17 protein-coding genes and 1 pseudogene are annotated in these 18,964 nt (G+C 72.5%); 8 read left to right on the top strand and 10 right to left on the bottom strand.

The window, feature by feature from the left end:
• Together ACH4LD_RS04450 and coxB are read right to left on the bottom strand one after the other, a co-directional pair.
• Window positions 1-249, bottom strand: a pseudogene (locus ACH4LD_RS04450) (cytochrome ubiquinol oxidase subunit I); the annotation flags it as partial.
• On the bottom strand, window positions 246-1,205 hold the full coding sequence (gene coxB / locus ACH4LD_RS04445) for a cytochrome c oxidase subunit II (RefSeq protein WP_132783828.1): 960 nt from the start codon (window positions 1,203-1,205) through the stop codon (window positions 246-248). The pseudogene ACH4LD_RS04450 and the gene coxB, both read right to left, overlap by 4 nt.
• A 257-nt stretch (window positions 1,206-1,462) precedes the next feature.
• On the opposite strand from coxB, the gene ACH4LD_RS04440 reads away from it, so the two are divergent.
• On the top strand, window positions 1,463-2,839 hold the full coding sequence (locus tag ACH4LD_RS04440) for a cysteine desulfurase/sulfurtransferase TusA family protein (RefSeq protein ID WP_398053585.1): 1,377 nt from the start codon (window positions 1,463-1,465) through the stop codon (window positions 2,837-2,839).
• Between the two features lie 27 nt (window positions 2,840-2,866).
• Here ACH4LD_RS04440 and ACH4LD_RS04435 read toward each other — a convergent pair whose 3' ends face one another.
• A complete protein-coding gene (locus ACH4LD_RS04435) occupies window positions 2,867-3,841 on the bottom strand; it encodes a carbohydrate kinase family protein (RefSeq protein ID WP_132783826.1) in 975 nt (324 codons plus the stop codon).
• A 183-nt stretch (window positions 3,842-4,024) separates the two neighbouring features.
• On the opposite strand from ACH4LD_RS04435, the gene ACH4LD_RS04430 reads away from it, so the two are divergent.
• Together ACH4LD_RS04430 and ACH4LD_RS04425 are read left to right on the top strand one after the other, a co-directional pair.
• Entirely contained in the window at window positions 4,025-4,234 is a 210-nt protein-coding gene (locus ACH4LD_RS04430; protein ID WP_132783825.1) for a hypothetical protein, read from the top strand.
• A 100-nt stretch (window positions 4,235-4,334) separates the two neighbouring features.
• Complete coding sequence (locus ACH4LD_RS04425; RefSeq protein ID WP_398053584.1) at window positions 4,335-5,867, top strand: hypothetical protein; 1,533 nt, start codon at window positions 4,335-4,337, stop codon at window positions 5,865-5,867.
• 124 nt (window positions 5,868-5,991) lie between these two features.
• Here the strand turns inward: ACH4LD_RS04425 and ACH4LD_RS04420 are convergent, their stop codons facing one another.
• Entirely contained in the window at window positions 5,992-6,348 is a 357-nt protein-coding gene (locus ACH4LD_RS04420; RefSeq protein ID WP_028422454.1) for an iron-sulfur cluster assembly accessory protein, read from the bottom strand.
• A gap of 264 nt (window positions 6,349-6,612) precedes the next feature.
• Here ACH4LD_RS04420 and nadA point away from each other — a divergent pair, with 264 nt between their 5' ends.
• A complete protein-coding gene (gene nadA, locus ACH4LD_RS04415) occupies window positions 6,613-7,797 on the top strand; it encodes a quinolinate synthase NadA (protein ID WP_398053583.1) in 1,185 nt (394 codons plus the stop codon).
• A gap of 67 nt (window positions 7,798-7,864) precedes the next feature.
• On the opposite strand, the gene ACH4LD_RS04410 is transcribed toward nadA, so the two are convergent.
• From ACH4LD_RS04410 to ACH4LD_RS04390, 5 genes are all read right to left on the bottom strand, one after another.
• The gene (locus ACH4LD_RS04410) at window positions 7,865-10,966 is read right to left on the bottom strand and encodes an efflux RND transporter permease subunit (protein ID WP_398053582.1); all 3,102 of its coding nucleotides are present in this window, start codon (window positions 10,964-10,966) and stop codon (window positions 7,865-7,867) included.
• Window positions 10,967-11,098: 132 nt separating this feature from the next.
• On the bottom strand, window positions 11,099-11,779 hold the full coding sequence (locus ACH4LD_RS04405; RefSeq protein ID WP_398053581.1) for a response regulator: 681 nt from the start codon (window positions 11,777-11,779) through the stop codon (window positions 11,099-11,101).
• The gene (locus tag ACH4LD_RS04400) at window positions 11,776-13,011 is read right to left on the bottom strand and encodes a sensor histidine kinase (protein ID WP_398053580.1); all 1,236 of its coding nucleotides are present in this window, start codon (window positions 13,009-13,011) and stop codon (window positions 11,776-11,778) included. Before ACH4LD_RS04400 ends, ACH4LD_RS04405 begins: the two co-directional genes overlap by 4 nt.
• Window positions 13,012-13,288: 277 nt before the next feature.
• Window positions 13,289-13,567, bottom strand: a complete 279-nt coding sequence (locus ACH4LD_RS04395; protein WP_103817944.1) for a hypothetical protein — start codon at window positions 13,565-13,567, stop codon at window positions 13,289-13,291.
• Between the two features lie 33 nt (window positions 13,568-13,600).
• Complete coding sequence (locus ACH4LD_RS04390; RefSeq protein ID WP_078611732.1) at window positions 13,601-14,380, bottom strand: PspA/IM30 family protein; 780 nt, start codon at window positions 14,378-14,380, stop codon at window positions 13,601-13,603.
• A gap of 266 nt (window positions 14,381-14,646) precedes the next feature.
• Here ACH4LD_RS04390 and ACH4LD_RS04385 point away from each other — a divergent pair, with 266 nt between their 5' ends.
• The 3 genes from ACH4LD_RS04385 (at window position 14,647) to ACH4LD_RS04375 (ending at window position 17,197) form a co-directional block, all read left to right on the top strand.
• A complete protein-coding gene (locus tag ACH4LD_RS04385; protein WP_181140854.1) occupies window positions 14,647-15,276 on the top strand; it encodes a DUF3043 domain-containing protein in 630 nt (209 codons plus the stop codon).
• 83 nt (window positions 15,277-15,359) lie between these two features.
• Entirely contained in the window at window positions 15,360-16,061 is a 702-nt protein-coding gene (locus ACH4LD_RS04380) for a methyltransferase domain-containing protein (RefSeq protein WP_132783817.1), read from the top strand.
• A 56-nt stretch (window positions 16,062-16,117) separates the two neighbouring features.
• Window positions 16,118-17,197, top strand: coding sequence for a trypsin-like peptidase domain-containing protein (locus ACH4LD_RS04375; protein WP_132783816.1), 1,080 nt, complete (start codon window positions 16,118-16,120; stop codon window positions 17,195-17,197).
• A 36-nt stretch (window positions 17,198-17,233) separates the two neighbouring features.
• On the opposite strand, the gene ACH4LD_RS04370 is transcribed toward ACH4LD_RS04375, so the two are convergent.
• Window positions 17,234-17,443, bottom strand: a complete 210-nt coding sequence (locus ACH4LD_RS04370) for a hypothetical protein (RefSeq protein ID WP_030658323.1) — start codon at window positions 17,441-17,443, stop codon at window positions 17,234-17,236.
• Between the two features lie 127 nt (window positions 17,444-17,570).
• Here ACH4LD_RS04370 and ACH4LD_RS04365 point away from each other — a divergent pair, with 127 nt between their 5' ends.
• Window positions 17,571-18,773, top strand: a complete 1,203-nt coding sequence (locus tag ACH4LD_RS04365) for a bifunctional adenosylcobinamide kinase/adenosylcobinamide-phosphate guanylyltransferase (RefSeq protein WP_398053579.1) — start codon at window positions 17,571-17,573, stop codon at window positions 18,771-18,773.
• Window positions 18,774-18,964: the final 191 nt, after the last annotated feature.

The following is an 18,964-nucleotide window of genomic DNA, read 5'->3' as shown; positions in this document are numbered from 1 at the left end:
GAACTGCTCGTTCGACATGATCTGCAGGCCCGGCCGGGCCAGCTCGGCGCGCATGAGCAGCGCCATCACGCCACCGATCAGGAAGAACGCGAACGACGTCGCCAGATACAGCGTGCCGATCGTCTTGTGGTCGGTGGTCGTCAGCCACTTCACCACGACATTGCCGGGCTGCTTGCGCCGGACCGGCAGCTCGTCGGCGTGCGAGCCTTCAGCTGCCGCGGCACCCTGGGGTTCGTTGAGGATGCTCACAGGTTGTTCGTCCTCTGGTTCTTCTCGTGGCTCGTCTGCGCGATGCCGGCCGGAATGTAACCGGTCTGCCCCTTCTGCGCGAGCTCCTTGAGGTGCTGCGCGTAGCGCTCCGGGGAGACGACCTTCACGTTGAACAGCATCCGGGAGTGGTCCACGCCGCAGAGCTCGGCGCACTTGCCGAGGAAGGTGCCCTCCTTGTTGGGGGTCACCTGGAAGGCGTTGGTGTGACCGGGGATGACGTCCTGCTTCATCAGGAACGGCACCACCCAGAAGGAGTGGATGACATCACGCGAGGTCAGGACGAAGCGGACCGTCTTGCCCTTGGGCAGCCACAGCGTCGGGCCGGGGTTGTTCGTCTGCGGGTTCCGCGTGCCCGGCGTGCCGACGTCGTAGACACCGCCGGCGTTCGCCGGGAACTGGTCCTTGAGCCGGTCCGGAATGGCTTCCAGGTTCTTGTCGGTCCTGGCGTCGCCGGAGGAACCGGGGACGTTCTCGATGTAGTTGAAGCCCCAGCTCCACTGGAAGCCGACCACGTTGACCGTGACGTCGGGCTTCTTCGAGGTGTCCAGGAGCTTCGACTCGTCCCGGGCCGTGAAGTAGAAGAGCACCGAGATGATGATGATCGGGACCACCGTGTACAGGGCCTCGATCGGCATGTTGTACCGGGTCTGCGGAGGGACCTCGACCTTGGTGCGGCTGCGCCGGTGGAAGAGGGCACTCCACAGGATCAGGCCCCACACCAGCACGCCGACGGCGAGCGCGGCAGCCCAGGAGCCCTGCCACAGGGAGAGGATCCGCGGAGCCTCTTCCGTGGTCGGGGTGGGCATGCCAAGGCGGGGGAAGTCCTTGTATGTGCAACCGGTTGCGGTCGCCAGGACCAGGCCCGCGGTCAGTGCCTGCAGCAGCTTCCGCCGCATCGGGCGCCGCGGCGAGCGGTCGGAGCCGTTGGGACTCACGTAGCGCCTTCCCGAGAGTCTCGCCCGCGCGGTCGGCTGCGGCCTTCTCGCTGGTCGGTCGCCGCCCTGCGTCGGGCAGGGGTTTGGATGTTTATGCGGACCAAACCCTAGCCCACCCTCTCCGAGGGTTCGCGAGGAGGGGTGCCTACTGACTCGGGTGGTTCGCTGGATTGGCGGCTGCGGGTCGATCGTGGCTGGTCGCGCCGTTCGCCGCGCCCCCGGGCCGGCTGCCTCCGCAGGGGTCTTAACGTTGCCGTATGGCCTACTTTGACGCTGCCTCCGCCGTTCCTCTCCATCCCGTCGCCCGTCAGGCGCTGTTGGCCTCCTTGGATGAGGGATGGGCCGATCCGGCCCGGCTCTACCGGGAGGGACGCAAGGCCCGGATGCTGCTGGACGCCTCGCGGGAGGCGGCCGCCGAGGCCGTCGGCTGCCGGGCGGACGAGGTGGTGTTCACGCCGTCCGGCACCCGGGCCGTACACACGGGGGTCGCCGGGGCGTTGGCCGGGCGGCGGCGGGTGGGACGCCACCTGATCGTGTCGTCCGTAGAACACTCCTCCGTACTCCATTCGGCGGAGGTGTTCGAGGCGGACGGCGGGGTGGTCACCCGGGTGGCCGTCGACCGGGCGGGAGCCGTCGACCCGGCGGGGTACGCGGCCGCGCTCCGGGCGGACACCGCGCTGGCGTGCCTCCAGTCGGCCAACCACGAGGTGGGGACCGTGCAGCCGGTGGCCGAGGTGGCGGAGGTCTGCCGGGCGGCCGGGGTGCCCTTGCTGGTGGACGCGGCGCAGTCGCTGGGCTGGGGGCCGGTCGAGGGCGACTGGTCGCTGCTCGCGGCCGGCGCGCACAAGTGGGGCGGGCCGTCGGGGGTCGGGCTGCTCGTCGTACGCAAGGGCGTGCGGTTCGCCGCCCAAGGTCCGGTGGACGAGCGGGAGTCGGGGCGGGCGGCCGGGTTCGAGAACATCCCGGCGATCGTGGCGGCCGTGGCCTCGCTGCGCGCGGTGCGGGCCGAGGCGGCCCAGGAGGCGGTACGGCTGCGGGGGCTGACGGAGCGGATCCGGGCGCGGGTGCCGGAGCTGGTGCCGGACGTGGAGGTGGTCGGCGACGCCGTGCGCCGGCTGCCCGGGATCGTCACGTTCTCCTGCCTCTACGTCGACGGTGAGGCGCTGCTGCACGAGCTGGACCGGGCCGGCTTCTCGGTGTCCTCCGGCTCCTCCTGCACGAGCAGCACGCTGACCCCCAGCCATGTGCTGAAGGCGATGGGGGTGCTGAGCGAGGGGAACGTGCGGGTGTCCCTGCCGCCCGGCACGGCGGAGGCGGACGTGGAGCGGTTCCTGGAGGTGCTGCCGGAGGCGGTGGCGGGCGTCCGGGAGAAGCTGGGGGCGCCGGTCCCGGCGACGGCCGTCCAGGCGGAGGAACTGGTCGTCGACTCCCTCGGCAAGCGCTGCCCGATCCCGGTCATCGAGCTGGCGAAGGTGTTCGGCCGGGTGCCGGTGGGCGGGACCGTCCGGGTCCTCTCCGACGACGAGGCGGCCCGCCTGGACATCCCGGCGTGGTGCGGGATGCGGGGGCAGGAGTACGTCGGGGAGGAACCGGCGGAGAAGGGAACGGCGTACGTGGTGCGCCGGGTGAGCTGAGCGGTCCCGAAGGGGCGCGGGGCCGCGTCAGCTGAGGTGGGCCCGCACCTCCTGGCCGGCCTCGTCGCCGTACGCCTTCACGAACCGCTCCATGAAGTGACCCCGCAGCAGCCGGTACTCCTGCGTCCCCACGGTCTCGATGACGAGCGTGGCGAGCATGCAGCCCACCTGGGCGGCGCGCTCCAGGGAGACGCCCCAGGCCAGTCCCGACAGGAACCCCGCGCGGAAGGCGTCGCCGACGCCCGTGGGGTCGGCCTTGCGCTCCTCCTCCGGGCAGCCGACCTCGATCGGGTCCTCGCCGCTCCGCTCGATGCGCACGCCCCGGGAGCCGAGCGTGGTGACCCGGTGGCCGACCTTCGCGAGGATCTCCGCGTCGCTCCAGCCGGTCTTGGACTCGATGAGCCCCTTCTCGTACTCGTTGGAGAAGAGGTAGGTCGCGCCGTCCAGCAGTATCCGGATCTCCTCGCCCTCCATCCGGGCGATCTGCTGGGAGAAGTCGGCGGCGAACGGGATGTTCCGGGAGCGGCACTCCTCCGTGTGGCGGAGCATCGCCTCGGGGTCGTCGGCGCCGATGAGGACCAGGTCGAGCCCGCCCACGCGGTCGGCGACCGTCTTCAGCTCGATCAGCCGGGCCTCGCTCATCGCGCCGGTGTAGAAGGAACCGATCTGGTTGTGGTCGGCGTCGGTGGTGCACACGAAGCGGGCGGTGTGCAGGGTCTCGGAGATACGGACCGACTCGGTGTCGACGCCGTGCCGGTCGAGCCAGGCCCGGTACTCGTCGAAGTCGAAGCCGGCGGCGCCGACCAGGATGGGCTCGGTGCCGAGCTGGCCCATGCCGAAGGCGATGTTGGCGCCGACGCCGCCCCGGCGTACGTCGAGGTTGTCGACCAGGAAGGAGAGCGAAACCGTGTGCAGCTGGTCCGCGACGAACTGGTCGGCGAAGCGGCCGGGGAAGGTCATGAGGTGGTCGGTGGCGATGGAGCCGGTGACAGCGATGCGCACGACGGAATTCTCCTGCGGAAATAAGAAGGTGCGCGCGTGAGCGCTCGTTCGGAAGGGCGGTCGTGGGAGACGGGAGGGCGATGGACAGTTCACGCTACCCGGTCGGAAGCCGCCACTGAAGCTGGCAAAACTACCCGATAGTAGCCCTTTTGCCGCAGCCTGGACCGTGCCTACGGTGCGGGCATGACGAACCTCAAGGTCACCTCTTCCGCCCCGGCCGACCCCGACGGCGACCTCGCCGCGCTGCGCGGCGACTGCGCCCGGATGGCGCCGCACTGGGCGGTCCCGGAGCACACCGAGTCCCGGCCGGTGCCGCCGTCCCTCATCCACGGGGTGCGGGTGCCGGCGCGGTCCGCGCGGCTGCTGGACGCGATGTCGGACTACGGCGACTGACCGCGGGGCGCGACCCCGGGAACCGCGCGCTCCCCCGCCGCGTCCCATCGCCGTCCCCCGCGCAGGGGACGCGGGACACGACGCAGCGAGGAGCGATGCGGTGAACACCGAGCGGTCTGAGAACTCCGGCGCCCCCGAGGAGCGCGAGCAGTCCCCCGCGGACCCGCGGTCGACGACGGCGGAACCGGGGCGGACGGGTCGCCGGCGCCCCACCGCGGTCGTCGTCGCCGTCGCCACCGCGGCCGTCCTGCTGATCGGCGGCGGTGGCGCCTACCTCGCCGCGGGCAACGGCACCGACGGCCGTACGGGCGATCCGGCCGCCCCCGGCGCAGCCCACGGCACTCCCCCGCCGCTCGCCCTGGACGGCTGGGCGCGCTCCGGCACCGGCGGTGTCGCACCGGGCGAGCCGGACCCGTACGGCGCCCGGTACGTGGCGCGGGGCGAGCTGCCCGACGGGCCCGGCTCGGCGCCGGTGTACGAGCCGGGGGCCGAGGTCGGCCGGGAGCGGGTGGTCCGGCTGGCGAAGGCGCTCGGGGTCGACGGTGCGCCGGTGGCCGAGGGACGGATCTGGCGGGTCGGCGGGCAGGACGGCTCCGGGCCGCGGCTGATGGTGAACCGGGACGCGCCGGGCGGCTGGAGCTTCGACCGGTACGCGCCCGGCACCGACAACTGCCGGAAGGTGACCGTCTGCGCGCAGGACCCGGGCGCTCCGGCCGGGGACCCGGTGAGCGTGGCCGACGCCGAGAAGGCGGCGGCACCGGTGCTGGAGGCGGCGGGGCTGGACGGCGCGAAGACCGACGCGAGCCAGGTGATGGGCGCCCGGCGAGTGGTCGACGCCGACCCGGTGGTCGGCGGGCTGCCCACGTACGGCTGGACGACCGGCCTGACCGTCGGCCGCGGCGGCGAACTGGTCGGCGGTCACGGGCTGCTGGCGACGCCGGTGAAGGGTGACACGTACCCCGTCGTGGGCGCGGCGAAGACGCTGGAGCTGATGAACGGGGCGGCGCGGGACGGCCACCGGATGGGGATCGGGGGGTGCGCGAGCCCGGAGCCGCTGAAGGACCGGCTGGAGCACCCGTGCGGCGCGCCCACGGGGGCGCCGAAGGCGGCCCGGGACACGGTGACGGTCGAGAAGGCGGTGTTCGGGCTGGCCGCGCACTCCGTCGGCGGGCGGCAGACGCTGGTGCCGTCCTGGCTGTTCCGGGTGCGGGGGTCCGCGGCGGGCGGCGCGTTCACCGTGACGTATCCGGCGGTCGACCCGGCCTACCTGACCTCGGCGTCCACGTCCCCGGCGCCGCGGCCCTCCCAGCCGTCCCGGCCGCCCGGGAAGAGCCGGAGCGTGAAGGTGAACGGCTACACGGCCGACGGGCGGACGCTGAACCTGAGCTTCTACGGCGGGGTGTGCGCCGACTACCGGACGTCGGCGCGGGAGAGCGGCGGCCGGGTGACGGTGACGGTCACCGAGCGGCCCTGGCCGGACCGGGTGTGCGTCCTGATCGCCAAGGAGTACGTGAAGACCGTGACGCTGGACGCGCCGCTGGACGGGCGGACGGTGGTCGGCGCGGACGGCAGGACGGTCCCGAGGGTGAAGCCGGGCTCGCTGCGGCCGGACGTGTCCGCCCAGCCGCGCTGACCCGCGGTGGGACAGCCCGGCGCGGGCACGCCGGCCGGGCGGGAATGGCGAAGGCGGCGGCCCCCGGAAGGGGACCGCCGCCTTTTTCCGGCCGTCAGACCGTGCGGCTCTGCCGGCCGTCGGCTCAGCTGAAGGAGTCGCCGCAGGCGCAGGAGCCGGTCGCGTTCGGGTTGTCGATCGTGAAGCCCTGCTTCTCGATCGTGTCCACGAAGTCGATGGTGGCACCGCCGAGGTACGGAGCGCTCATCCGGTCCGTGACGACCTTGACCCCGCCGAAGTCCTTCTCCACGTCGCCGTCGAGCGAGCGCTCGTCGAAGAAGAGCTGGTAGCGCAGGCCGGAGCAGCCGCCGGGCTGGACGGCGACGCGCAGCGCGAGGTCGTCGCGGCCTTCCTGGTCGAGCAGGGCCTTGACCTTGGCCGCGGCGGCGTCGGTCAGGATGATGCCGTCGGTGACGGTGGTGGTCTCGTCCGATACGGACATCTACATCTCTCCCGGGTTGTACGGAGACTGCTTGCCGACGAGTGCAACCGGCGCTTCCGCGGATTCATTCCGGGCCGGGCATTCGCGTTGTCGCGTTTTTCCTTCCGACTTCATGCTCGCACATGGTCCTCGGCGCCGACAGCGGCCCGTGGAGGGACCGGAGCGGGATTCACGTCACATGGACGCTATGGCCATCGTCAAAGTGACGTGAACCAGTTATGATAGATAGCGTCAGTTAGACGAAAAGTAGAAAGGGTGCGTGTCGTGACCACCGCCCAGACCCCGGAGCTCGACGTGCAGCCGACTCCGCTCGCCCTGCTGCTGCTCGGCCGCGAGGCCGACCCGAAGAGCGAGCGGGGCGTCGAGTGTCCCGGAGACCTCCCGTCGCCCTCGGACCCCGACCTGGTCGAGCGCGCCCGCGCCGCCAAGGCCCGGCTCGGCGACAAGGTCTTCGTCCTCGGCCACCACTACCAGCGCGACGAGGTCATCCAGTTCGCGGACGTCACGGGCGACTCCTTCAAGCTGGCCCGGGACGCGGCCGCGCGCCCGGAGGCCGAGTACATCGTCTTCTGCGGTGTGCACTTCATGGCCGAGTCGGCGGACATCCTGACCTCCGACGACCAGAAGGTCGTCCTGCCCGACCTCGCCGCCGGCTGCTCCATGGCCGACATGGCGACGGCCGAGCAGGTCGCGGAGTGCTGGGACGTGCTGACCGAGGCGGGCATCGCCGAGCAGGTGGTCCCGGTGTCGTACATGAACTCCTCCGCCGACATCAAGGCGTTCACCGGCAAGCACGGCGGCACGATCTGCACCTCGTCGAACGCGAAGCGCGCCCTCGACTGGGCCTTCGAGCAGGGCGAGAAGGTGCTCTTCCTGCCCGACCAGCACCTGGGCCGCAACACCGCCGTCCGTGACATGGGGATGTCCCTGGACGACTGCGTGGTCTACAACCCGCACAGGCCGAACGGCGGGCTGACGGCCGAGGAGCTGCGGGCCGCCAAGATGATCCTGTGGCGGGGGCACTGCTCGGTCCACGGCCGCTTCAGCCTGGACTCGGTCGACGACGTGCGCGCGCGCATCCCCGGCGTGAACGTGCTGGTCCACCCCGAGTGCAAGCACGAGGTCGTGGCCACGGCGGACTACGTCGGCTCGACGGAATACATCATCAAGACCCTGGAGGCGGCCCCGGCCGGTTCCAAGTGGGCGATCGGTACGGAACTGAACCTGGTGCGCCGGCTGGCGAACCGTTTCGCGCCGGAGGGCAAGGAGATCGTCTTCCTCGACAAGACGGTCTGCTTCTGCTCGACGATGAACCGCATCGACCTCCCCCACCTGGTCTGGGCGCTGGAGTCCCTGGCCGACGGCAACCTGGTCAACCGCATCGAGGTCGACAAGGAGACGGAGGCGTTCGCCAAGCTGGCGCTGGAGCGGATGCTCGCGCTTCCGTAGCCACGCGCGCTTCCCCGCGCACCCGGAAGGGCCGGGCCCCGTACGGGACCCGGCCCTTCGCCGTGCGTCAGACTCCGGCCGGCTCCGGCGCCTTCTCCGGTGCCGGCCGGTTCTTCGCCGCCCGCTTCCTCGCCCGGCGCTCCTTGCGGAGCTCCAGCATCGCGTAGAGCGTCGGGACCAGCAGGAGCGTCAGCAGGGTCGACGTGATCAGGCCGCCGATGACGACCACGGCGAGGGGCTGGGCGATGAAGCCGCCCTCCCCGGTGACGCCCAGCGCCATGGGGAGCAGCGCGAAGATCGTCGCCAGCGCCGTCATGAGGATGGGGCGCAGCCGGTGCCGGCCGCCCTCGATCACGGCCTCCACCACGCCGTGACCCTGCGCCCGGTACTGGTTGATCAGGTCGATCAGCACGATCGCGTTGGTCACCACGATGCCGATCAGCATCAGCATGCCGATCATCGCGGGCACGCCCATCGGGGTGCCGGTGGCGAGCAGCAGACCGATCGCGCCCGTCGCCGCGAACGGGATGGAGACCAGCAGGATCAGCGGCTGGGCGAGCGAGCGGAACGTCGCGACCAGGACCATGAAGACGATCGCGATGGCGGCCAGCATGGCCAGCCCCAGGTTCTTGAACGCGTCGTCCTGGTCGGAGGAGACCCCGCCGATCTCGGCCGTGGCACCCGCCGGCAGCTTCAGGTCCTTGACCTTCGACTGGAGCTCGGCGCTGATCGCACCCGTGTTGTCACCCGTCGGCTTGGCCGTGATCGTGGCGGCGCGCTGCCCGTCGATGCGGGTCATGGACACCGGCCCGTCCACCAGCTTCACCGTGGCGATGTCACCGAGCTTCACCGGACCGAGGCGCAGCGCCTTGAGCTGGGCGAGCGTGGTCGCGGGCTTCGCCGACCGCACGACGACGTCCCGTTCTGTGTCGTCGAGGACCACCTTGGCCGCCGTCGTACCGCGCACGGCCTGCGCCACCGCGGCGCCCAGCTTCTGGTCGTCGAACCCGGCAGCAGCCGCCTTGGCGTTCGCCTTGGCCGAGATCCGCGGCACGCTCTGCGCGAGGTCGCTGGTGACGTCCGTGACGTGGTCGAGGCCGGCGACCGTGGAGCGGACCTGCTCGGCCGCCGTCCGCAGCACCTCGGCGTCGGACGCCTTGACGACCACGCTGAGGTCCTGGTCGCCGAAGCCGTCACCGGCCGACACGGTGGTCGTACCGATGCCCTTGAGCTTCTTCAGGCCGTCCTCAAGCTGCTTCTGCACGTCGTCGTAGGACGCGGAGTCCTTCAGCATCACCTGGTACGACGCCTGGTTGGTGTCGGTGCCGCCACCGAAGGCCGCCATGAAGCCGGAGGAGCCGACGGTCACCTGGTAGTCCTTCACGCCCTCGGTGGAGGCGAGCAGCTTCTCCACCCGCTTCGCCTGCGCGTCCGTGGCGGCGAGGCTGGTGCCGGGCTTCAGCTCCTGCTTGACGGTGAGGACCTCCTGGTCGCCCTGGTCGAAGAAGTTCGTCTTCAGCAGGCCGGACATGCCGAACGTGACGACCAGGACGGCGATCGCGATGAGCAGGCTGGTGAGCCGGCGGCGCGTCGCGAACCGCAGGACGGGGACGTACGCCCGCTGGAGGCGGCTGCCGGCCTCCTTCTCCTCTGCCCTGCGACGGGCCTCCTCCGCGTCCTCGGGGGTGCCCTTGGGGGCGCGCAGGAACCAGTACGACAGGACCGGCACGACCGTCAGGGACACGAGCAGGGAGGCCAGCAGGGCCGCCGTCACCGTGAGGCTGAACGAGCCGAACAGGGCGCCCACCATGCCGCCGACCAGGCCGATCGGCAGGAACACGGCGACCGTGGTGAGGGTGGAGGAGGTGACCGCGCCGGCCACCTCGCGCACCGCCGCGAGGATCGCCTCCTTGCGCTCCTCGCCGTAGCCGAGGTGCCGCTTGATGTTCTCCAGGACCACGATCGAGTCGTCGACGACCCGGCCGATGGCGATGGTCAGCGCACCGAGCGTGAGCATGTTCAGGGACAGCCCGCGCGTCCACAGCACGATCAGGGCCAGCACCACCGACAGCGGGATGGAGACCGCCGTCACCAGGGTCGAGCGGACCGACGCCAGGAAGACCAGGATCACCAGGACCGCGAAGAGCAGGCCGAGCGCGCCCTCCGTGGTCAGGCCCTTGATGGACTTGGACACGGCCGGGCCCTGGTCGCTGACGACCGTGAGCTTCGCGCCCGCGCCGAGGTCCTCGCGCAGGCCGGGCAGCTTGTCCTCGACCGCGTTCGAGATGGAGACCGCGCTGCCGTCGTGGTCCATGGTCACGCTGACGGCGAGGCTGGGCCGGCCGTCGGTGCGGGTGAGGGAGTCGGCCGGGGCCGGCCGCTCCTCGACCGTGGCCACGGTGCCGAGACGCACCGGCCGCTTCGCGCCCTCGCCGGTGACCATCAGGTCCTTGATCTGCTTCAGCGAGGTGAAGCCGCCGCCGACCTGGACGGTGCGGTTGGCGCCGTCCTCGTCGAAGGAGCCGGCCGGTACGGTCGCGCCGCCCGCCTGGAGGGCCTGGCCGAGCGCGGCCGGGGTCAGGCCGGCCCGCGCGAGCTTCGCGTCGTCCGGGGTGACGGTGACCTGGAGGTCGCGCACGCCGGTGACCTGGACGCGGCCGACGCCGTCGATGTCCTTCAGGGCCGGCACGACCGTCGTGTCCAACTGGTCGGCGAGCGCCTGCTGGTCCTTGTCGGAGGTGACGGCGAGGACCACGGTCGGCATGTCGTCCGTGGAGCCGGAGACGACCTGCGGGTCGACGTCGTCCGGGAGCTGGTTGCGGGCCCGGTTCACGGCCTGCTGGACGTCGGAGACGATCCGCTTGGTGTCGTTGCCGTAGTCGAAGGACGCCATGATCACGGCGTTGCCCTCACTGGCGGTGGAGGTGACACCGGTGACGCCGTCGACGCCTTGCAGGTTGTCCTCGATGGGTTCGACGACCTGCTTCTCGACCACGTCGGGCGAGGCGCCCTGGTACGGCGCGATCACCGACACCATGGGCAGTTCGATGGTGGGCAGCAGCTGCTGTTTGATCTGGGGTATCGCGATCAGCCCGAAGGCGAGCGCGATGAGGGACACGAGCCCGACGAGGGCCCGTTGCGCGAGGCTGAATCTGGACAGCCAGGACATGGGTCAGGGTCTCTCTTCGGTGAGCGGCAGAAGTCTCCACCACCCTGAGCCATCCCGGATGGCCGTTCCGTAGGCCCCAGGTCCCGTTCCTGCGCCGGCCCCTACTCCGCGCGCAGTAGACGTGGGTGGAGATCAGTCCATCCTCGGACGTACCAGCCCCGACTCGTAGGCGATGACGACGAGCTGGGCCCGGTCCCGCGCGCCCAGCTTGGCCATGGCCCGGTTGACGTGCGTCTTCACCGTCAGCGGGCTGACCGCCAGCCGCTCGGCGATCTCGTCGTTGGAGTGGCCGCCGGCGACCTGGACGAGGACTTCCCGCTCCCGGCCGGTGAGGGTGCCGAGCCGCTCGGAGCGGTTGGGGTCGGGGCCGTCGCCGTCGTCGCCCCGGGCGAGGAAGCGGGCGATCAGGCCCTTGGTGGCGGCGGGAGACAGCAGGGCCTCCCCGCCGGCCGCGACCCGGATGGCGTTCAGCAGCTCGTCCGGCTCGCTGCCCTTGCCGAGGAAACCGGAGGCGCCCGCGCGCAGCGCCCGCACGACGTAGTCGTCGACCTCGAAGGTGGTCAGGATGACCACGCGGACCTGCGCGAGGGACGGGTCGGCGCCGATCTGACGGGTGGCGGCGAGGCCGTCGGTGCCGGGCATCCGGATGTCCATGAGGACGACGTCGGGGCCGTGCTCCTTCGCCAGCCGGACCGCCTCCGCACCGTCCGAGGCCTCCCCGACCACCTCCATGTCGGGCTCGGAGTCGACCAGCACCCGGAACGCGCTGCGCAGCAGTGCCTGGTCGTCGGCGAGCAGGACGCGGATGGTCATACGGGCTCCCCCTGGGCCGTCGTCGTCTTGACGGGCAGGATCGCATGGACGCGGAAGCCGCCGCCGTAACGGGGTCCGGTGGTCAGGGTGCCGCCGAGGGCGGTGACCCGCTCGCGCATGCCGAGCAGGCCGTGCCCGCCGCCGTCCTCGGACGCGCGGCCGGCCTCGGGACCGCCGGGCCTGCCCGGGCCGTCGTCCAGGACGGTGACCTCGACGTTCGGCCCGACGCGTACGACGCTCACCTGGGCCTCGGCCTCGGGGCCCGCGTGCTTGCGCACATTGGTCAGGGCCTCCTGGACGATCCGGTAGGCGGCCAGGTCGACGGCGGCGGGCAGTTCGGTGCCCTGGTCGGCGCGGGCCACGGACACCGGCAGGCCCGCGCTGCGGAAGGTGTCGGCCAGCTCCTCCAGGCGGCTCAGGCCCGGGGCGGGTTCGGTGGGGGCCTCGGGGTCACCGCTCTGGCGGAGCAGGCCGACGGTGGCGCGCAGCTCGTCGAGGGCGCTGCGGCTGGCCTGGCGGACGTGCGCGAGGGCCTCCTTGGCCTGGTCGGGCCGCTTGTCCATGACGTGCGCGGCGACCCCGGCCTGCACGTTCACCAGGGCGATGTGGTGGGCGACGACGTCGTGCAGATCGCGGGCGATCCGCAGCCGCTCCTCGGCGACCCGGCGGCGGGCCTCCTCCTCCCGGGTGCGCTCGGCGCGCTCGGCCCGGTCCCGGATGGCCTGGACGACCGCGCGGCGGCTGCGTACGGCGTCGCCGGCGGTGGCGCCGATGCCGGTCCAGGCGAGGACGCCGAGGTTCTCCTGGGCGTACCAGGGCAGCGGTCCGGCGAGCATGGCGGCGGCCGTCAGCAGGGTCATGGTGAGCAGGCCGAGACGCCAGGTGGTGGAGCGGTCGGTGGTCGCGGCGACGGTGAACAGGGCGATGACGGCGGACATCGCGACCGGCGCGCGGGGGTCGCCGGTGACGCACTCGACCAGGGAGACCGTGCCGGTGACGGCGAGGACCGTCTTGGGCGCCCGGCGCCGGAAGACGAGCGCCGCCGCGCCGGCCAGCATGAGGACGAGGCTGAGGACGGCCGGGGTGCGGACGCTCCAGGTCAGACCATGGTGACCCTGGGGCGCGGCGAAGGAACCGGCGACCATGCAGGCCAGCACGCCGGCCGCGAGCGCCGCGTCCGCCGCCAGGGGGTGCGCCTTGAGGCCGCACCGGGCGCGTTCGAGAGTGCTCACGGTGTGCACAGTACGGGCCCGGCACCGGCCGACGGCAGGTCGCCCGGCACGGGAGCCGGCCGAGCGAAGCTGCTGGGAGGCCGCGCGGGAAGCGCCCGAAGGGGCGCGGGGAACTGCGCGACCAGCCACGTACGACCCGCAGCCGCGAGACCGCGTGACACCCCGAGCCAGACCGCGCGCCCACCACGGAGCCGCACGAGCACAGAGCCCGCAAGACACCCCGGCCCACAAGCACCCCGGCACCGCGGCACCCCGCCCCCCAGGGGACCGTCCACGCTCAGCCAGGGATCAGCCCGTCGTCGCTCAGCATCTCCCGGACCTCCTCCAGCGTCGCGTCCGGCGCCGGGAGGATCAGCTCGGAGGGTTCGAGCGCGTCGTCCGGCAGCGGCGTGCCGAGCCGGCGGACGGAGTCGAGGAGGGCGCCGAGCGTGCGGCGGAAGCCCTCCTCGTCGCCGCTCTCCATCTCCTCCAGCAGCTCGTCGTCCAGCTTGTTCAGCTCGACGACGTGGGAGTCGTCCAGCGTCACCTGGCCCTCCCCCATGATCCGTACGATCACGTCGGCCTCCTCGGCTCGGGCCCCGGCGCCGGGCTACTGCTTGTCGAAGCGCGGGGTGTCCTGCGGCTGCTGCTGGGACTGCCCCTGACCGGTGCCGCCCTCGATGGCCTGCTGCGGGGAGCCCCCGGCCAGCTCGGCCTTCATGCGCTGCAGTTCCAGCTCTACATCCGTACCACCGGAGAGCCGGTCCAGCTCGGCCTGGATGTCGTCCTTGTGCATGCCGGACTGGTCGTCGAGGGCGCCGGAGGCGAGCAGTTCGTCGATGGCGCCGGCCCGGGCCTGGAGCTGGGCGGTCTTGTCCTCGGCGCGCTGGATGGCGAGGCCGACGTCGCCCATCTCCTCGGAGATGCCGGAGAAGGCCTCGCCGATACGGGTCTGGGCCTGGGCGGCGGTGTACGTGGCCTTGATGGTCTCCTTCTTCGTGCGGAAGGCGTCCACCTTGGCCTGGAGGCGCTGGGCCGCCAGGGTGAGCTTCTCCTCCTCGCCCTGGAGGGTCGCGTGCTGGGTCTCAAGGTCCGTGACCTGCTGCTGGAGGGCGGCGCGGCGGGACAGCGCCTCCCGGGCCAGGTCCTCACGGCCGAGCGCGAGCGCCTTGCGGCCCTGGTCCTCCAGCTTGGAGGACTGCTGCTGCAACTGGTTGAGCTGGAGTTCCAGGCGCTTGCGGGACGTGGCCACGTCGGCGACGCCACGGCGGACCTTCTGGAGCAGCTCCAGCTGCTTCTGGTACGAGTAATCGAGGGTCTCGCGCGGGTCCTCGGCCCGGTCAAGGGCCTTGTTCGCCTTCGCGCGGAAGATCATCCCCATACGCTTCATGACACCGCTCATGGGCTTCGCGCGCCCCCTTCTGACGGACTCCAGCTCACAGATCCTGCGACAGGACCCACAGTACGGGCCCTGCTTCCATTACCGCACTGTTCGCGGGGTGATGCGCTCATCCCCGAGGACGACTGCGGACCGTTCCGCTCCGGCGCAGGGAGTAGGTGATCCCCCCTGATGCCGCCGGAAGCCCTCTGTGTGTCCCCTCTGTCCCCCTGAAGACGTCCGGTGTTGCCGGATCGTTCCCCACCGGGCTGGGGTCCATGCCGGTGCAGCCCTTACCCTTGGGTTTTGTGTTCCGTAGCCGTGCCAAGGAAGAGAAGGCCCCGACCGCCGACAAGGCGCCGGTGACCCTCTCCAAGCAGCCCCGCGACCCGCAGGCCCCGAAGGGCAGGCCCACTCCCAAGCGCAGTGAGGCCCAGTCCCAGCGCCGCAGCGTCGCCCGTACCCCGACGAACCGCAAGGAGGCCGCGAAGCGCCAGCGCGAGGAGCGGCGCCAGGCCCTGGAGCGGCAGCGCCAGGCGCTGGCCAGCGGCGACGAGCGGTATCTGCCGGCCCGGGACAAGGGCCCGGTCCGCAAGTTCGCCCGGAACTGGGTGGACTCGCGGTTCAACGTGGCGGAGTTCTTCCTGCCGCTCGCGGTGGTCATCCTGGTGCTGAGCGTGGTGCGGGTGCCCGCGATCCAGAGCATCGCGCTGCTGCTGTGGCTGATCGTGATCGTGCTGATCGTGCTGGACGCGGCGGTCAGCGGCTTCCGGCTGAAGAAGCGGCTCCAGGAGCGCTTCCCGGACGAGAACACGCGCGGCGCGGTCGCCTACGCCCTGATGCGGTCCCTGCAGATGCGCCGGCTCAGGCTGCCGAAGCCGCAGGTCAAGCGCGGAGAGCGGCCCTGAGCGCTGACGCTTTCACCGGGGGCGCGGCCGATGCCTGGCTGGACAGGCTGGGCGGTCTGCGGGACGTCGTACGCCAGGAGCTGGTGGCCCGGCAGCTCGACGAGCAGATAGCCGGGCGGTTCCCGGTCGGGCAGCGGCTGCGGGTGCTCGACGTGGGGATGGGCCAGGGCACGCAGGCGCTGCGGCTGGCCCGGCTCGGCCACCATGTGACCGGGGTCGAGCAGGACGCGACGATGATCGCCGCCGCGCGGGACGCCGTGGCCCGGGAGCCGGAGGGCATCCGGGAGCGGGTGCGGCTGGTGCAGGGCGACGGTCGGGACACGGGTGTGCACTTCCTGCCGGGCAGCTTCGACGTGGTGCTGTGCCACGGCGTGCTGATGTACGTGGAGGAGCCGGACCCGCTGGTGGCGGGGCTGGCCCGGGTACTGGCGCCCGGTGGCCTCCTCTCCCTCCTGGTCCGCAACGGCGACGCGCTCGCCATGCGGCCGGGCCTCTCCGGGGACTGGTCCTCCGCCCTGGCCGCCTTCGACACCACCGCGTATCGCAACCGCCTGGGCCTGGACGTCCGCGCCGACCGGCTGGCGGCCCTCACCGCCACACTCGACGGCATCGCCGCCCCGCTGCACGCCTGGTACGGCGTCCGGGTCTTCACGGACACGGCGGCGGACGGCGCGGCGCTCCCGGACGACCTGGAGACTCTGCTCGCGGTCGAGGAGCGGGCCGGGCGCACGGACCCCTACCGCGGGGTGGCGGCGCTGCTGCACCTGTGCGGGGTACGGGGCTGAGCACGTTCGGGGGAACAGCGCGGGACGGGTGATCACCGCGCGGTGAGACTCGGGACATGGACGCTTCCCGTACCCGCGCACGTGCCCCCCGAAGAGCCGTCCTGGCCGCCGCGCTGGTGTGCTGCGCGGCGCTCGCCGCCGGCTGCACCTCCCCCGCCGCCGAGGCCGGGCGGGACACCGCGGCGGCCACCGGGGCGGCCCTGCCGATGGCCGCGAACGACCTGCAGAGCCAGTACCAGAAGGTGATCCGGGAGGTCCTGCCGTCGGTCGTGCAGATCCAGGCGAGCCGGGACCTGGGTTCCGGGGTGGTGTACGACGACAAGGGACACATCGTCACCAACGCGCACGTGGTCGGGTCGGAGAAGACCTTCCAGGTGACCACGGCCAACAACGAGGAACCGCTCACCGCGAGCCTGGTCTACTCCTACCCCGAGCAGGACCTCGCCGTGGTCCGGCTGGACAAGGTGCCGGACGGGCTGAAGCCGGCGGTGCTCGGGGACTCCGAGAAGGTGCAGGTCGGCACGATCGTGCTGGCCATGGGGTCGCCGCTCGGGCTGTCGTCCAGCGTGACCCAGGGCATCGTCTCGGCGACCGGACGGACCGTCAGCGAGGGTGACTCGGGCGGCGGTACGGGCGCGACGATCGCGAACATGGTGCAGACCTCGGCGGCGATCAATCCCGGCAACAGCGGTGGCGCCCTGGTCGACCTGGACGGGCGGGTGATCGGCATCCCGACGCTCGCGGCGGCCGACCCGACCTTCGGGAACAGCGCGGCGCCCGGCATCGGGTTCGCGATCCCGTCGTCGATGGTGCGGACGGTCGCCGACCAGATCGTCCGGGAGGGGAAGGTCGTCGAGTCGGGGCGGGCGGCCCTCGACATCACCGCGCGGACGGTCGTGAACGACCGCTACCAGCCGAGCGGGGTCGCGGTGGTCAGCGTCCGCGCCGGCGGCGCGGCCGACCGGGCGGGCCTGCGGGCCGGCGACATCATCACCGCGGTGGGTGACCGGCCCGTCACCACCATCACCTCGCTGGCCGAGGCGCTGGCGGACGGCAAGCCGGGGCAGCGCACCACGGTCACCTACCAGCGGGACGGCGCCGAGAACAAGGTCGAGGTGACCCTGGGCGAGCAGTGAGGAGGGTGCCCCCTCCTCACCCCGTTCACGGCCGGGTCACGCGTCGGCGTGCAGGCTCATCGGGCCGTAGATCTCGGCCGTCTCCTCGAACAGCCGCACCTGGTCGGCCCCGCCCTCCAGCAGCGCCTTCCAGTGCTCCCCGATCCAGGACTCGGCATCCCCCTGCGTGGTGAACTCCTCGGGCTGCACCGCCGGCTGGACCTCCGTCCCGTCGGCCTTCTCGAACCGCCACGTCCATGCCGTCATCTGGGCCTCCTTTGATCCAACACCTGCCCCCGCAGCGTATGCGCTCCGCCGGGTCGGCCGTTAGAGGCGGTGGATCATCCGGGTGGCCGGTCGCGCGAGACCTCGGGTGGCAGGCGAAAATCGGTCCGTGGAAGTAACTCTGCTCGGTACCGGTGCCCCGGCGGGACTGCCTCGCCCCGACTGTTCCTGTGCCGTGTGCGCGACCGCGCTCGGGCCGGACGCGCGGGCCGCGACCGCGGCGCTCGTGGACGGGACGCTGCTGCTGGACCTGACGCCGGGCGCGGCGTTCGCGGCGGCCCGCGCCGGGCAGTCGCTGGGCGGGGTACGGCAGGTGCTGCTGTCGCATCCGCACGACGGCCCGGCGGTGGAGGTCCCGGCCGGGCTGCCGCAGCCCGGCCGGGTGCCGGACGGGCGGGAGTTGGCGCTGCTGACGGGGCATCGGGTGCGGGCCGTGGCGATGGACGCGGGCGGCACCGGGTACGCGGTGACCGGGCCGGACGGGCAGCGGCTGCTGTACCTGCCGCCGGGCGGGGCGCCGGCGGGGCTGGAGGAGGCGACGGCGGAGCCGTACGACATGCTCCTCGCGGACGTCGTGGGCCGTCCCGACGCGCTCGCCCGGCTCCGCGCGGTCGGCTCGGTCGGCCCCACCACGGATGTGCTCGCCGTCCACCTGGACCACGACGTGCCGCCCGGCGCGGAGTTGCGGCGCCGGCTGGCGGCGGCGGGGGCGCGGGCGGTGCCGGACGGTACGACGCTGGTGGTGGGGGCGTACGAGGAGGTGCCGGACGTGCCGCGGCGGACGCTGGTGCTGGGCGGGGCGCGCTCGGGCAAGTCGGTGGAGGCGGAGCGGCGGCTGGAGACGTTCCCGGAGGTGCTGTACGTGGCGACGGGCGGCACGCGGGGCGGGGACACCGAGTGGGCGGCCCGGGTGGCCGTGCACCGGGAGCGGCGGCCGGGGTCGTGGCGTACGGCGGAGACGACGGACCTGGTGCCGGTGCTCGCGCAGGACGGGCCGCCGGTGCTGATCGACTGTCTGTCGCTGTGGCTGACGGACGTGATGGACTCCGTGGGGGCGTGGGACGACGCGGAGTGGGCGGGCGGGGGTGAGAAGGCGTTGCGGGAGCGGGTGCGGGAGCTGACGGCCGCGGTGCGGGGCACGCGGCGGACCGTGGTGGCGGTGTCCAACGAGGTCGGCTCCGGCATCGTCCCCGCGACGGCTTCCGGCCGCCGCTACCGGGACGAACTGGGCCGTCTGAACGCGGCGTTCGCGAACGAGTGCGAACAGGTCCTGCTGGTGGTGGCGGGCCAGGCGCTGGTGCTCCGCGGCTGACGGGGGTGCCCTGTACCGGTGCCGGCCGGGCGTGGTCCGCTCACCGGCGTCGACGGGTGCCGCCGCGCCCACCCGTGCCGCCCCGGCGGCACGACTGCCCGCAGGCCACGAGCGCCCCGCGGGCACGCGGGGCTGTGTGCGGATGCGGCTCCGCCGCGCGCGAGCGGCCGCGACGGGCTCGCAGCCGGTGA

The organism is Streptomyces sp. NPDC017676 (assembly GCF_044329325.1).
Lineage (GTDB): Bacteria > Actinomycetota > Actinomycetes > Streptomycetales > Streptomycetaceae > Streptomyces.
The sequence above is the reverse complement of the archived record's forward strand: the minus strand, read 5'-3'. Positions and strand labels throughout refer to the sequence as shown.

Bases quoted from the DNA above. Each gene is read 5' to 3' on its own strand.
- ACH4LD_RS04430 (WP_132783825.1), top strand. From the start codon at position 4,025: ATGACGAACCTCAAGGTCACCTCTTCCGCCCCGGCCGACCCCGACGGC.
- ACH4LD_RS04420 (WP_028422454.1), bottom strand. From the start codon at position 6,348: ATGTCCGTATCGGACGAGACCACCACCGTCACCGACGGCATCATCCTG.
- ACH4LD_RS04405 (WP_398053581.1), bottom strand. From the start codon at position 11,779: ATGACCATCCGCGTCCTGCTCGCCGACGACCAGGCACTGCTGCGCAGC.
- ACH4LD_RS04375 (WP_132783816.1), top strand. From the start codon at position 16,118: ATGGACGCTTCCCGTACCCGCGCACGTGCCCCCCGAAGAGCCGTCCTG.
- ACH4LD_RS04390 (WP_078611732.1), bottom strand. From the start codon at position 14,380: ATGAAGCGTATGGGGATGATCTTCCGCGCGAAGGCGAACAAGGCCCTT.
- ACH4LD_RS04370 (WP_030658323.1), bottom strand. From the start codon at position 17,443: ATGACGGCATGGACGTGGCGGTTCGAGAAGGCCGACGGGACGGAGGTC.
- ACH4LD_RS04440 (WP_398053585.1), top strand. From the start codon at position 1,463: ATGGCCTACTTTGACGCTGCCTCCGCCGTTCCTCTCCATCCCGTCGCC.
- ACH4LD_RS04385 (WP_181140854.1), top strand. From the start codon at position 14,647: ATGCCGGTGCAGCCCTTACCCTTGGGTTTTGTGTTCCGTAGCCGTGCC.
- ACH4LD_RS04410 (WP_398053582.1), bottom strand. From the start codon at position 10,966: ATGTCCTGGCTGTCCAGATTCAGCCTCGCGCAACGGGCCCTCGTCGGG.